Here is a 14494-nt window from a genome sequence, read left to right as displayed (position 1 = left end):
AGGCGGCTTGCGTATTCTTCACGAGTGAAGGGCAGGGTTACCTGAGTCATGGGCCACTCGCCGTTGAATCACCACGAACCGGCCGACTCAGGGAGAGTCGGCCGGGCCATCGGATAGTCGGTCATCTACGGTCAGGGGTAAAAGGACCGATACCGGAATCGTGCTGATCTATTTGGCCATAAATCATGACAATCCCAGTCCAATGCCGCTAAGCTGATAGTAGCACCACCCGTTGGCTGGCGGTCAAAGGCTTTATTGAATCATGACAATTGATCTAACTCCGTACCTGACCGACACCGGACCCAAGTATCTGGCCATTGCGCGTGCCCTTTCGGAAGCGGTGCGCCAGGGCGAACTCGTGCCGGGTACTCGGCTGCCACCCCATCGGCAATTGGCCGAAAGCCTTGGGGTCAGCGTACAGACCGTGTCGCGAGCCTACGCCCAGGCCGAGAAAATGGGGCTGGTGCAGGCCCGAGTCGGCAGCGGCACCTGGATCAATGCCCTGGACGACGCCCGCGAGTCGGCTTATCTACGAGGACATGAAGCGCGTCAGGACAACCCTCTGATCGACCTGTCGATCGCCCATCCGGTCTGCCCCCCCGGGCATCACCTGCGCTTTCGTCAGACTCTTGCCGAACTGGCCGAACTGGCCAGCCCCGAGGTCATCAGCGCCTGTCGCCCTATCGCCGGCCTTGCCCATCAGCGGGAACGTGCCAGTGCGTGGCTGCAACATCGCCTTCACGTTCCCGGCGAGATGGACGATCGGATTTTGTGCAACGGCGCCGCCCATGGCCTGATGCTGGCGATTTCCAGCGTGGTGCAACACGGCGACCTGGTGCTGACCGAAGCCCTGACCGATCACGGCCTGATCGCCCTGTCACGCACGCTCGGCTTCCAGTTGCGCGGCATTGCCATCGACGCCGAAGGCATCGTGCCCGAGGCGTTGGAGCTTGCTTGCCAGCGCTTCAAGCCGCGTGCGCTCTATCTCACCCCCACTCAGCTCAACCCCACCGGGGCGACCATGAGCGAGGCCCGCCGCGACGCCGTGGCCGACGTGCTGGCCCGCCATCGGGTGTGGCTGATCGAGGACGATGTGCATGCGCTATTGGAATCTCCGGGGTTCACCCCGGTCGCGGCGCGCATTCCACAGCTGAGCTTTCATGTCACCAGCTTGACCAAGGTGACCGTACCGGGCCTGCGCGCCGGCTACCTCACCGTACCCCGCGGCCAGTTGCACCACGTACTGCCGCGCATGCGTGCCACCACCTGGATGGCGACACCGCTGATCTTCGAGATCGCCGACCGCTGGATCGCCGATGGTTCCGTGGAAACCCTGGCTGCCGAGCAGCGCAACCTGCTCGGCGAACGCCAACAGCTCGCGCGTCGCCTGCTCGGTCATCATGCATTGGAGTCGCGCCCCACCAGCCTGCACGTATGGATCTCGCTGCCCGACGCCTGGCGCGGCGAGGAGCTTCAACAGCAGGCGGAACAGGAGGGCCTGGCAATCACCACTGCGGTGCCGTTCATGGTGGAGCAGACCCCACCCCCCCGGCGCATTCGGGTGAGCCTGGGTGCCGAACAGGATATCGCTCGGCTGGAAGAGGGCCTCAGGCGTCTGGTCGTCCTGCTCGACGAGGCGCCGCCGCCCATGATGCAGATCGTCTACTGAAGAAGAGGAGCCGCCATGCGCATACTGCTGCATATCGACGACATCGAAGCCTGGCGTGACGCCCTCGCCGCACGCCTGCCCGATGCCGAGATCGTCACCGCCGAAGATCCCCCCGAGCGACGCCGCGACGCCGACTATCTGGCGGTGTGGAAGCCGCCCGAGGCGCTGCTGGCGGAGCAGGGACGTGCCAGAGGTATCGTCAACCTGGGCGCCGGCGTCGATTCGCTGCTGAATAATCCAGCGCTTCCCGAGGGAGTGCCCATCGTCAAGCTGCGCGATGCCGGCATGGCGGAGCTGATCGGCGATTACGTACGTTACGGCGTGCTGCATTTCCAGCGCGATTTCGACCGCTACCGTCGCCAGCAGGCGAGGTGCGAGTGGAACGAGCATGCCGTCACCGACAAGCGCGACTGGCCCGTGGGGGTGCTCGGCCTCGGTGCCATCGGGTCCAAGGTGGCGGCCATGGTTGCCGCCGACGGCTTCCCAGTACACGGCTGGAGTCGTTCGCCGAAGTCGCTCGAAGGGATCACCTGCCATCACGGGGAGGAGGGTTTACGCGATCTGCTCGCCCAGGTGCGCACCCTGGTACTGCTGCTGCCGGGCACTTCCTCGACCCGTCACATCATCGACGCCGAGGCGCTGGCCGCCCTACCTTCCGGCGCCAGCATGATCAATCCTGGCCGCGGCAGTCTCATCGACGAAACGGCACTGCTCGAGGCGCTGGGGAGCGGCGAGCAGGAGGGCCGGCTGCGCGGCGCCATCCTCGACGCCTTCCCCGAAGAGCCTCTGTCATCGGAGAGCCCACTGTGGGCACACCCGCGGATCTGGGTGACACCGCACATGGCCGGACCGACGCCGCTGGGTGAGGCCGTCGATCAGGTGGCAGACGCCATACGCGCTTTCGAAGCCGGCCAGAAGCTCGACACCGTCGACCCTAAGGCCGGCTACTGACTGAAAGATGGGCACAGACGCAAACGGCGGGCGAGGGCCCGACGTTTGCTTATCCATTTTTATGCTTTATGCCGGCTGTGGCAAACGCCTCGCACCCAGATAATCGATCGTGCCGACGTCGGCCATCACAACCTGCTCTCTTCGCTCAAGTTGGTCACTTACATGGAAGCGAGCGATCAACTTGGCCATTTCTCCAGCCTGATCATCCAAGGAGCGGCTTGCAGTGGCCACCTGCTCGACCAGCGCAGCGTTCTGCTGGGTAGTGTCTTCCAACTGGGCGACGGCCTGATTGATCTGTTCGATGCCTGCCGATTGTTCGGTGCTGGCCGATGAGATCTCGGCGACGAGCCCGGCGACCTGCTTCACATCGCGGGCAATCGCCGTCAAGGCTTCTGAAGTCTGGCCTACCAAACCGTTACCCGCCTCCACCCGCTGAGTGGTATTGCCGATCAGCTGGCGGATACGTTCGGCCTCCTCGGCGCTGCGGCTGGCCAGCTTGCGCACCTCATCGGCCACCACCGCAAAGCCGCGCCCATGCTCCCCGGCTCGAGCGGCCTCCACCGAGGCATTGAGTGCAAGCAGGTTGGTCTGAAAAGCGATGCTGTCTATAGCCTCAACGATCGCGGTGACCTGGCGGTTGGCTTCAAAGATCTGCTGCATGGCCTCGCGCGCCTCCTCGGCAACGCGACTGGCCTGTTCGGCCTGAGCTACGGTCTGGTCCGTCATGCTACTGGCCTGGCGAGCATTGTCTGCCGACTGGCGCACGGTAGAGGTCATCTGTTCCATGCTGGTGGCGGTCTCGACCAGCGAGGCGGACTGCTCCTCGGTGCGGCTGGCCAGGTCCTCGTTGCCTTGGGCAATCTCATTACTGGCCGAACCCACGCCACGGGCGCCCTGCTGGATGGAGGCTACCAACGCTTCCATGCTGGCAGTAGCCTGATTGAAGGCGGCATAGAGCTGGGAGAGCTCGTCGCTGCCAGGTTCGTCCAGGCGCTGGGTCAAGTCACCTTCACGTGATGTAATCAGCCCCAGGGCTTTTCGTAGAGGCAGCACGATACTGCGAATGATCAGTATCGATAACATAACGGCCGCCAGCACGCTCAACAGCGTAAAGACAGCATAAATGAACAGACCGTTGCGAGCTGCAGCACTCAAACTAGCCGCTTGCTCACGAACGGCAGCGATCTGGGCGCTCGACACCTCGTTCAACCGCTCGATCTTGCGCGTTTGAGCCTCGAACCAGCGCTGGGCATCCACTGAAAAGCCGCCGTTGATACCCTGGCTGAGCGCGATCTGGCGCATCATTACCAGTTGCGATGCCTCCTCGTGGCGAATGGCTTCATCCAGCAGCACCTGCATATCCAGGTTGGCCAATGACAGGAAGCTATCCAAATAAGCCGACTCTTCACCAATCAGCAGGACAAACTGCTGATAGAGATCCTGATTCATCTGGTTACTGGAAAAAGCCTGAGTCAGCACGGCTCGCTCCACACCAGCCGTTTCCTTGAGAGACATCAGGGCATGAAAGGCGGCGAGGCGACGCGATACTCGCCCCTCCTCGGTAAAGGAAGACATCCGTCCCACCACACCGACCAGACCGTCGATCAGCTGTGTATAAGTGGCGATGACATTCGCCTGGTTCGCCGCCAGGCCATCGATACTCGGACGCAAACGTGTCACCTCGGCCAGCCCATTTTCGATGGCTCCGACCTGAGTGGCGACCTGTGGATCGACGACCATCGACTCAACTTCGCTCCACAGCTCCTGAAAGGAGAGCAAGCGAGAGTCGGTCTGTCCCCGTTGCGTAGGAAGCTGCGTGGCGAACCGCTCTCCCCGGCTGGAGAGATAGCCAACCGACATGCCACGCTCTGTCTGTAATTCATGAATGAGGTCGCCGGCCCGCTGAGCCAATTGGGTGAGCTGTTCCATATGCGTCATGTTCTGAACGATCTGGAGGCGCTCCTGGATGCCGCTGGCGGCAAGCCAGGCCAGCACGGCCAAGGGCATGGCTAGCGCCAACATGAACTTGCGCGCCATGGGAATGCGCTGAAGAAAAGAATACATCGTCGGGGTTCCTGCTCAGGTGAGAATCATGGCTAATTTCGGTCGTTCGACGCGCGCCTTTAGACCTTCGTGAAAGAACCGAAGGCTCAGTTGATTTAGGTCACTTTTCGTACAAAGTAACGGTATGTAGCGCTTGGTGTACCGATTGCTCAGCACAATCAAGGAATAAGCGTGGATGGCGGAACCCATCGGCTCCCGAAGGTTCACAGCTACTGTCGCCTATCAGCCAAGCGGTGCCCCGATATGTATCGATTCACAAGAGCCCTGGCTCGCCTGTCACTCTTCACGCTGGCGCTGGCCTGGCTCCCCACGGCAGCGGCAGCCATGGCAGACGCCGTGCCTCAACTCCAGCCGTTCAATGCAAACTATCGACTGGAAGTGAAGGGCTGGCCCAACGCCACCATCGAGCACAGCTTGAGCCGTAAGAGCGGGCATTGGCAGAGCAGCATGCAGGCGTCCATTGCCGTGGCTCGAGGCAATGAGAGCAGCCGCTTCATCATGACCCCCGAGGGCGTGCATTCGGTGAACTATGCCAGCGGCTATTCGCTGCTCGGCATGGGCGGCAGGTACCGTTTGGGCAGCAGCGAACTCACCGACATGCCAGACCGGCAGGCGGCGCTGGTGGAGCTCTCGCGCAGGGCTATCAACGGCGGCTGCGAAGAAGACAGCTGCCGCCTGGTGTATCAGGATCACCGCGGCCGCGAGGAAACACTCGATTATCGGTCGCTGGGTACCCAAATGCTGAACGTGCCCGCAGGAGAGTTCCAGGCACTCAAGGTCGAGGTCAACGAACCGGACAAACCGGAACGCAAGATGCTGTTCCACTTTCACCCCGGCTACCCCGGGCTGCTGCTGGCGGTGGACTACTACCGCGAGGGCGAGCGCAGGAGTCGCCTCACGCTGACATCCCTCCAGGGCGAGTAGCGTTCAAGATCCCGGCATAGGGCCTAAAAGACTGGTAGAGTTAGCGATTTTTGCCGCGACACGCGGCTTGAACGTAAGGAATCGCGATGCTGTCCGGGCTTTTGATCGTGCTGCTGCCGTTGATGCTGGGCTACCTGGTGCCGGTACGAAACGCCGGTGTCATGGCCGGGATCAATCGCGGCGTCAGCGCCGCCGTCTATGTCATTCTGTTGCTGATGGGCATCAGCCTGGCGGGCCTCGACGAGCTCGGCCGCGAGCTATCTCGCATGGGTGGGCAGGCCTTGACGCTGTTCAGCATCATCACCGCCTGCAATCTTGTCGCGCTTGCGTGGCTGACGCGACGGCTGGGCCTGCGCATGGGTCCCTCTCCGGTGGTAGCGAACGCACCCACCACCAAACTGGCCGCGCTGGCCGGCTCCCTGGCGCTGGTGGCAGTGGTTGCGGGGGGCATCATGATCGGCCTGGCGCTCGCCTGGCTGGGCGGCGACACCATCTTTCAGCAGGCAGAGCGCTGGGCCGAGTGGGCTCTCTACGTGCTGCTGGCGCTGATCGGCTGTCAGTTGCGCAATTCCGGCATGCCGCTGCGCCAGATCCTGCTCAATCGCTACGGCCTGGCCATTGCCGTGACTCTGGCAGTCAGCTCGCTCATCGGCGGTTTGCTTGCCGCTCCCCTGCTGGCGCTGCGCTGGAACGAAGGCCTGGCGCTGGCATCGGGTTTCGGCTGGTATTCCCTCTCGGCGATCCTGGTCGGCGACCAGCTTGGTCCGCTACTGGGTGGGGTCGCCTTTTTCAACGATCTCACCCGTGAACTGCTGGCTTTCATTCTGATTCCGCTGATCATTCGCCGTCACGCCCCGGTGGCGATCGGTTACGGGGGCGCGACCTCCATGGACTTTACCCTGCCGGTCATTCAACAGCATGGCGGGGTGGCCTGCGTGCCCATCGCCGTCGTCAGCGGCTTCATTCTCTCGCTGCTGTCACCACCGCTGATCCTGTTCTTCCTGTCGTTGTGACGTACCGCTCCGGGCAAGCGACGTCCCGTCACGATGCCGAACTGCATTAGCCGAAAGTCTAGGTTGAACTCGCGAGGCAGAAACGGCTAACTGAGCGCCAATGAACTTAATCGATTAAGTTCACATCAAAGCCGTCGATAACAACAAGCCGACAAGGATTCCTTCATGTCCAAGAAGTCGTTGTTCACCACCCTCGTCGTTGCAGGAGCCGCCAGCCTCAGCCACGCCCAGGCCGCCGATCTGACCATTTCCTGCGGCGCGGTGGGCGCCGAACTCCAGGTCTGCCAGCAAGGCGTGCGCGCTTGGGAGGAGCAGACCGGCCACAGCGTCGACGTCGTCTCGACACCCAACTCCTCCACCGAGCGCCTATCGCTCTACCAGCAGATTCTCTCTGCCAACTCCACCGACATCGACGTCATGCAGATCGACGTGGTATGGCCGGGCCTGCTCGCCAATCATCTGCTCGATCTGCGCGAAGTGTTGGGCGACGACGTCGGCGAAGGCCACTTCTCCGCCATCGTCGAGAACAACACCATCGATGGTCGTCTGGTGGCGATGCCCTGGTTCACCGACGCAGGGGTGCTCTACTACCGCGCCGACCTGCTCGAGCAGTACGGTTTCGAGGCACCGCAGACCTGGGAGGAACTGACCGAGATCGCCCGCGAGATTCAGAACGCAGAGCGCGAAGCGGGCAACGACCGCATGCACGGCTTCGTCTTTCAGGGCCGCGCCTACGAGGGCCTGACCTGCAATGCGCTGGAGTGGGTGGCCAGCCACGGCGGCGGCACTATCGTCGATGCCGACGGCGAGATCACCATCGACAATGCTCAGGCGGCCGCGGCGCTGGATCTCGCCGCCTCCTGGATCGGCGACATTTCCCCCAATGGCGTGCTCAACTATACCGAGGAAGAGGCACGTGGCGTATTCCAGGGCGGCAACGCCGTGTTCATGCGCAACTGGCCCTATGCCTGGGCACTGGCCCAGAGCGAGGGCAGCGAGGTGCGCGGCAAGGTGGGCGTGACCCAACTGCCCTACAGCGGAGACGGCAGCACGGCTGCCACGCTGGGCGGCTGGAACCTGGCTGTGTCGCGCTACAGCGAGAACGCCGAGCTTGCCGCCGACCTGGTGGCCTTCCTCGCCGGTGAAGAGGAACAGAAGCGTCGTGCCATCGAAGGCGCCTACAACCCGACGCTCGAATCGCTCTATCAGGACGATGAAGTGCTCGCCGCGGTGCCCTTCTTCGGCGAACTCTACGAGACCTTCGTCAATGCCGTGGCGCGCCCGTCGGCTCCCACCGGCGACGCCTACGGCCGGGTCAGCAACGCCTTCTTCAGCGCCACCCACGACGTGCTCTCCGGTAGCAGGAACGGCGAGCAGGCGGTAAGTGACCTGGAGAACGAGCTGGCCCGTATCAAGCGCCGCAACTGGTAACCCTCCTGGAGCCCGCCATGTCGACTCCCGTGACCGAAAGCGCGCCGATCCCGGCGCGTCCCCTGCCGGTAAGTTACCGCAGCACCAAGGTAAGGCGTCAGCGGGTGCGTGCCGCCTGGCTGTTCCTGGCACCGATGCTGGTGACACTCACCCTGGTGGCCGGCTGGCCCTTGCTGCGCACCTTCTATTTCAGCTTCACCGACGCCTCGCTGTCGGACATGAGCAATACCCTGTTCATCGGCCTGGAGAACTACCTGGTCTATGAGGACGGCCGCTGGTTCGGCGTACTGGCAGACCCCATCTGGTGGCGGGCAGTGTGGAACACCGTCTATTTCTCGGTGGTCTCGGTGTCGCTGGAGGTGGTGTTCGGAGTCATCGTCGCGCTGGTGCTCAACGCCGAATTCAAGGGACGCACCCTGGTTCGCGCCGCGGTGCTGATCCCTTGGGCGATTCCCACCATCGTCTCGGCTCAGATGTGGGCGTGGATGCTCAACGACCAGTTCGGCATCATCAATCACCTGCTGATGGCGCTGGGCATCATCGCCAGTCCCATCGCCTGGACCGCCGACGCGGCCTACTCCATGTGGGCGGTGATCATGGTCGACGTGTGGAAGGCCACCCCCTTCGTCGCTCTTCTGGTACTGGCCGCGCTGCAGATGCTGCCCAAGGATTGCTACGAGGCCGCCGAGGTCGACGGCATCCATCCGGTCAGGGTGTTCTTCAAGGTCACGCTGCCGTTGATCACGCCGGCCTTGATGGTAGCGGTGATCTTCCGCCTGCTCGATGCGCTGCGTGTGTTCGATGTCATCTACGTATTGACCTCCAATTCCACCAGCACCATGTCGATGTCGATCTACGCTCGCCAGCAGCTGGTGGAGTTCCAGGACGTCGGTTACGGCAGTGCGGCCTCGACGCTGCTGTTCCTGATCATCGCCCTGGCGACCATCGCCTACCTCTACCTCGGCCGCAAGCAACTGCAACTGGGAGGTGAATCATGACCTCGCGCCAGCTGTTCCGACTCTTCGGGCGTATCGGCTTCTGGCTGCTGGTAGCGCTGATCGTGGTCATCGCGGTATTCCCGTTCTACTACGCGGTGAAGACCTCCTTCACGCCTTCCAGCGAGCTGTTTCGGGTCGAGCTGTGGCCGACTCGGGCTACGTTCGCCAACTATGTCCAGATCTTCTCCCAGCGCAGCTTCCTGCAGGCGATCTTCAACTCGATCGTGGTCGCCACCAGCGTGGTATTCATCGCGTTGCTGCTGGGCATTACCGCCGCCTATGCTCTGGGACGGGTGCGCTTTCGCGGCCGCACCTCGGTGCTGCTGATCATTCTCGGGGTGTCGTTGTTCCCGCAGGTGGCGGTCCTCTCCGGGCTGTTCGAGGTGATACGCAGCCTCAACCTCTACAACAACCCGGGCGGGCTGATCCTGAGCTACACCATCTTCACCCTGCCCTTCACCGTGTGGGTGCTGACCACCTTCATGCGCCAGCTTCCCATGGAGCTGGAAGAGGCCGCGATCATGGATGGCGCCACGCCCTGGGTCACCATCACCAAGGTGTTTCTGCCATTGATGTGGCCGGCCATGGCAACCACAGGGCTGCTCGCCTTCATTGCCGCCTGGAACGAGTTCCTCTTCGCCCTGACCTTCACCCTGACGGACAGCCAGCGCACGGTACCGGTAGCGATCGCCCTGCTTTCCGGCGGCAGCGCCTACGAACTGCCCTGGGGGCCGATCATGGCGGCCTCGGTGGTGGTGACGGTGCCGCTGGTAGTGCTGGTGATCATCTTCCAGCGTCGCATCGTCTCGGGGCTGACGGCCGGCGCGGTGAAAGGATGAAGGAAAGGATGAACCCGACGCGAACGAGATTGTCCACGGCAACTCGCATCGGATGAACAACCCATCGAGGCTTGACCAAGGGAAAATCATGCAAGACAACACCTTCTGGTGGCGCGGTGGCGTCATCTACCAGATCTATCCGCGCAGCTTCATGGACAGCAACGGCGATGGTGTCGGCGACCTGCCGGGCGTCACCGAGCGGCTCGATTACGTCGCTTCATTGGGCGTGGACGGTATCTGGCTATCCCCCTTCTTCACCTCGCCGATGCGCGACTTCGGCTACGACATCAGCGACTACCGCAACGTCGACCCGCTGTTCGGCACCCTCGACGATTTCAAGGCGCTGCTGGATCGTGCCCATGCCCTCGGCCTCAAGGTGATCATCGATCAGGTGATCAGCCACACCTCGGACCAGCACCCCTGGTTCCAGGAGAGCCGCATGAATCGCACCAACCCGCGGACCGACTGGTACGTGTGGGCCGAGCCCAACCCGGACGGAACGCCACCCAACAACTGGCTGTCGATCTTCGGTGGCCCGGCGTGGACCTTCGACAGCCGGCGTCAGCAGTACTACCTGCACAACTTTCTGTCGAGCCAGCCGGACCTCAACTTTCACAACCCCGAGGTGCGCACCGCACAGCTCGACAACATGCGCTTCTGGCTGGAGATGGGGGTCGACGGCTTCCGCCTCGACACGGTCAACTTCTATTTCCACGACCAGCATCTGCGCAGCAACCCGGCGCTGACCATCGACGCCACCCGCACTCTCGGCGCCCCCAAGGAAAACCCCTATACCTGGCAGCGCCATGTGTACGACATCAGCCGACCCGAGAACGTCGAATTCCTGCGTGAGCTGCGCGCCGTGATGGACGAATATCCCGGCACCACCACGGTAGGCGAGATCGGCGACGACACACCGCTGGAGCGCATGGCCGAGTACACCTCGGGCGGCGACAAGCTGCACATGGCCTACACCTTCGACCTGCTCAATTCGCCGCGCTCGCCGGAGTATATCCGTAACGTTCTGCAACGTTTCCAGCAGTTCGCCGGCGATGCCTGGCCGTGCTGGGCGCTGTCCAACCACGATGTGGTACGCAGTGCCACGCGCTGGGGCAGCGAAGAGTGCGCCTTCGCCTACCCTCGCGTGGCACTGGCCCTGCTCTTCTCGCTGCGCGGCAGCGTATGCCTCTATCAGGGCGAGGAGCTCGGTCTACCCGAGGCCGACGTCCCCTTCGAGCATATTCAGGACCCCTACGGCCTGCCGCTATGGCCCGACTTCAAGGGGCGCGACGGCTGTCGCACGCCGATGCCCTGGGACGATACGCCCCTGGCCGGCTTTTCCACCGCGACGCCATGGCTGCCGGTAGCCGAGCCGCACCTGGCCCTTTCGGTGGCACGCCAGCAGGACGACCCGGACTCGATGCTCAACGCCACCCGCCGCCTGCTGCGCTTCCGCCATCAGCATCCCGCGCTGTTCGACGGCGACATCAGTCTGGTCGAGCTGGGTGAGGCGCTGGTGGCATTTACCCGCCAGCGGGGCAACGACAAGCTCCTGTGCGTCTTCAACCTAACCGGCCAGCCCCAGACCGCCGTGCTACCGGAAGTTCGCGAAGCGCTGCAGGATCACGATTTTCAGTTCGAGGTCACCGCCGGCACGCTGCATTTGCCGCCGTATCAGGCGGCGTACTTCCGCCTCTAGGCGACTTTCAGACAACGTATTGGCTGCGCAATGTCTTGAACAACAAGGAACGGCCACGAGTGGCCTAGGACGGGTTAAATGGCAAGCGTCACTCTCGATAAAATCAACAAGGTCTTTGGCAGCACCCACATCATCAAGGATGTGGACCTGGCGATTGGTGAAGGCGAATTCGTGGTCTTCGTCGGCCCCTCTGGCTGTGGAAAGTCGACCCTGCTGCGCCTGATCGCCGGACTGGAGTCGATCAGCGACGGCGAGCTCTCCATCGGCAGCCAGGTGGTCAACGAGCTGCCGCCACGGGAGCGCGGCGTGGGCATGGTTTTTCAGTCCTACGCGCTCTATCCGCACATGACCGTGTACGAGAACATGGCCTTCGGACTCAAGCTGGCCAAGACCGCCAAGGAGACCGTGCACGAGCGAGTCTTGGCGACGGCTCGCATCCTGCAGCTCGAGGAGTTGCTCGAGCGCAAGCCCAAGGCGCTCTCCGGCGGCCAGCGCCAGCGCGTCGCCATGGGCCGAGCCATGGCCCGGGAGCCGCGGATTCTGCTGTTCGACGAACCGCTCTCCAACCTCGACGCCTCGCTACGTGTGCAGATGCGCAACGAAATCGCTCGCCTGCACAAAAGGCTCGGCTCGACCATGATCTACGTGACCCACGACCAGGTCGAGGCGATGACGCTGGCCGACAAGATCGTGGTCCTCAACGGCGGTCGCGTGGAGCAGGTAGGCAGCCCTCAGGAGCTCTATCAGCGCCCGGCGACCCGGTTCGTTGCCGGCTTCATCGGTTCGCCGACGATGAACTTCCTGCCGGCGCGACTGGTTGGCACCAGCCCCAGCGGCTGCCGGATAGGTGCGTCCGGCCTCACTGAACTGGCTCTGCCTCAGGATGCCTCGAGCCATGCCCAGGACGCCGCTCTGATGCTCGGCATTCGCCCCGAGCACCTGCGTTTGAGCGAAGCCCGCGACAGTGAGGGCTTCGAGATCGTCAACGTCGAGTACCTCGGCAACGAAGTCTATGTCTATCTCGAGCCCAAGGAGGGCGATACGCTCCTGATCCAGCGCGGCGAGGCCCCGTCCCAATGGGCGGTCGGCCAGCGGGTGACACTGGCACCCGACCCCGAGCACGTGCATTTGTTCGACCCCGATGGCCGTGCACTGCCGGTCAAGGCGGCGCGTGCCGTCGCCTGATTTCCCGCAACGCCGGTAAATCGACACGAGGACTGTCCCGGCCACAGCCGGGACGGTATCCTTTGGATATACTCATTAGCAGGAAAACCACGTGTCGCCACCGGCCCGCCGCATTACCCTGAAGGATCTGGCTCGTGAGCTCGGGGTGTCCACGGCCACCATTTCCAATGCCTTCAATCGACCGGACCAGCTCTCGCCCAACCTGCGCCAGCGAATACTCGCCGAAGCCAAGCGACTGGGCTATCGCGGCCCCGATGCCAAGGCGCGCAGCTTGCGTACCGGCCGTTCACGCATCATTGCGGTGATCCTGGCCGAAAGCCTCACCTACAGCCTGAATGACGCCGTATCGAGCGAGTTTCTTTCCGGGGTGACCGAAGTGCTCGACACTCAGGGCCATACCCTGCTGCTGCTCTCCGCCCGCCAAGGCAAGTGCCAGCTGATCGACTCGGCGAGCATGGCCGATGGTTTCATCGTCTACGGCCTGATGCCCTCCGATGAGCTGTTCGACTCCCTGCCCCTCAACGCTTCGCTGGTCGCGGTCGACTTCAACGTGGCGGGGCATCCGTCGATACACGTCGACAACGAACCCTCCTGCTTCGCGATTGCCGACCACGCCTTGACCATCGTTCCGCGCAAACGACCCGCCATCGTCAATCTGCGCCTGACGGCCGAACCCTGCAACGGTCGCATCGACCCCGAGCACACCCTGCTCTCGGCAGAACGTACCATTACCCGCGCCCGACTGGCCGGCTTTCATGCCGCGCTGTCAAAGCATGGCTTCGACAGCGCCCGGCTGCCGATGTGGAACGTGGAGGAAAATACCTTCGCGGTATGTGCGCCCGTGATCGAAGACATCCTCGATCTCCCCGCCGAGGAACGTCCCGACCTGCTGCTGTGCATGTCCGACCGCATCGCCCTGACCGCCTTGACGCTTGCCGAGCAGCGTGGCCTGCGCATTCCCGGCGACCTCTGTCTTACCGGCTTCGACGGAATCGCCGAAGGGCAGTACCGTGCACCACGGCTGACCACCATTCGCCAGGAGAGCAGTGAAAAGGGACGCCTGGCCGCCCGCATGATCCTGGGCCTGGAGGCGGGACAATCACGCCTGCTGGACACCGAGCTGATTCTGGGTGAAACCTGCCCCTAGGGGCCTGTCGGACTAACGCCGATCTACTGCGAGATCCGCTCTAGCGGGCTCGCTTGCACGATGCTTGCACACTTCGTGACCATTGGCTGCATCGCCTTGCGAGATGCTATAGGCGCCCACAGTCCGCCGCGAGCCCACGATGCCAGCCACTCCTCTTGATTCGAAGCCTGCTCACCATGGCGCCGGTCGTCTCCAGCGCGGCCGCTTTACTCTCGGCGGGTTGCTGGCCTTGCTGGTCATCGCAGCAGGCGCGGCCGGGGCTTGGTGGCTGGTCTCACAGCCCCCCCGGGTCGAGCGGCGCGCGCCGGTCGAAGTTCCCGCTCCGCTGGTCGATACCGTGCTGGCACAGCGTCAAGCCGCCGCCCCTGAGCTTCATGGCTTCGGCCGGGTAATCGCCGAGCGCGAGGCACGTCTGGCCAGCCGTGTGAGCGGCGAACTGCTCGAGTTCACGCCCGAGGCGCTGCCGGGAAGCATCGTGGCAGCCGGCAGCCCTCTGGCCCGACTGGATGACAGCGACCTTCAGTTGGCCCTGCGCGAGGCCGAAGCCGCCTTGGCCCAGGCCGAGGCACAGCTT

General features: G+C 63.2%; 11 protein-coding genes and 1 pseudogene. 11 read left to right on the top strand and 1 reads right to left on the bottom strand.

Annotation, left to right across the window (positions count from 1 at the left end; all coding sequences use genetic code 11):
- Nucleotides 1-262: 262 nt before the first annotated feature.
- Nucleotides 263-1669: a MocR-like ectoine utilization transcription factor EhuR gene (gene ehuR / locus AC2VNO_RS17220; protein ID WP_486935287.1), complete on the top strand. Its 1407-nt coding sequence runs from the start codon at nt 263-265 to the stop codon at nt 1667-1669.
- Nucleotides 1670-1684: 15 nt separating this feature from the next.
- The gene (locus AC2VNO_RS17215) at nt 1685-2620 is read left to right on the top strand and encodes a 2-hydroxyacid dehydrogenase (RefSeq protein ID WP_486935286.1); all 936 of its coding nucleotides are present in this window, start codon (nt 1685-1687) and stop codon (nt 2618-2620) included.
- 66 nt (nt 2621-2686) lie between these two features.
- On the opposite strand, the gene AC2VNO_RS17210 is transcribed toward AC2VNO_RS17215, so the two are convergent.
- Nucleotides 2687-4684 (bottom strand): methyl-accepting chemotaxis protein, encoded by a 1998-nt coding sequence (locus tag AC2VNO_RS17210; protein ID WP_486935285.1) that lies wholly within the window; start codon nt 4682-4684, stop codon nt 2687-2689.
- A gap of 243 nt (nt 4685-4927) precedes the next feature.
- On the opposite strand from AC2VNO_RS17210, the gene AC2VNO_RS17205 reads away from it, so the two are divergent.
- From AC2VNO_RS17205 to AC2VNO_RS17165, 9 genes and pseudogenes are all read left to right on the top strand, one after another.
- Complete coding sequence (locus AC2VNO_RS17205) at nt 4928-5608, top strand: hypothetical protein (protein ID WP_486935284.1); 681 nt, start codon at nt 4928-4930, stop codon at nt 5606-5608.
- 86 nt (nt 5609-5694) lie between these two features.
- Nucleotides 5695-6621 (top strand): LysO family transporter, encoded by a 927-nt coding sequence (locus AC2VNO_RS17200; protein WP_486935283.1) that lies wholly within the window; start codon nt 5695-5697, stop codon nt 6619-6621.
- Between the two features lie 165 nt (nt 6622-6786).
- Nucleotides 6787-8052: an ABC transporter substrate-binding protein gene (locus tag AC2VNO_RS17195; protein WP_486935282.1), complete on the top strand. Its 1266-nt coding sequence runs from the start codon at nt 6787-6789 to the stop codon at nt 8050-8052.
- Nucleotides 8053-8069: 17 nt separating this feature from the next.
- Entirely contained in the window at nt 8070-9050 is a 981-nt protein-coding gene (locus AC2VNO_RS17190) for a carbohydrate ABC transporter permease (RefSeq protein ID WP_486935281.1), read from the top strand.
- Nucleotides 9047-9889 (top strand): carbohydrate ABC transporter permease, encoded by an 843-nt coding sequence (locus AC2VNO_RS17185; protein ID WP_486935280.1) that lies wholly within the window; start codon nt 9047-9049, stop codon nt 9887-9889. Before AC2VNO_RS17190 ends, AC2VNO_RS17185 begins: the two co-directional genes overlap by 4 nt.
- A gap of 88 nt (nt 9890-9977) precedes the next feature.
- The gene (locus AC2VNO_RS17180; RefSeq protein WP_486935279.1) at nt 9978-11588 is read left to right on the top strand and encodes an alpha-glucosidase; all 1611 of its coding nucleotides are present in this window, start codon (nt 9978-9980) and stop codon (nt 11586-11588) included.
- Between the two features lie 78 nt (nt 11589-11666).
- Nucleotides 11667-12773, top strand: a complete 1107-nt coding sequence (locus AC2VNO_RS17175; RefSeq protein ID WP_486935278.1) for an ABC transporter ATP-binding protein — start codon at nt 11667-11669, stop codon at nt 12771-12773.
- 91 nt (nt 12774-12864) lie between these two features.
- Nucleotides 12865-13920 carry a substrate-binding domain-containing protein gene (locus AC2VNO_RS17170; protein WP_486935277.1) on the top strand — a complete coding sequence of 352 codons (1056 nt, stop codon included), beginning with the start codon at nt 12865-12867 and terminating at the stop codon, nt 13918-13920.
- Between the two features lie 139 nt (nt 13921-14059).
- Nucleotides 14060-14494: pseudogene (locus tag AC2VNO_RS17165) on the top strand (efflux RND transporter periplasmic adaptor subunit); the annotation flags it as partial.

Source organism: Halomonas sp. TH-94 (genome assembly GCF_057473365.1).
Note: the sequence above shows the minus strand (reverse complement) of the source record. Positions and strands in the feature narration are given on the sequence as shown.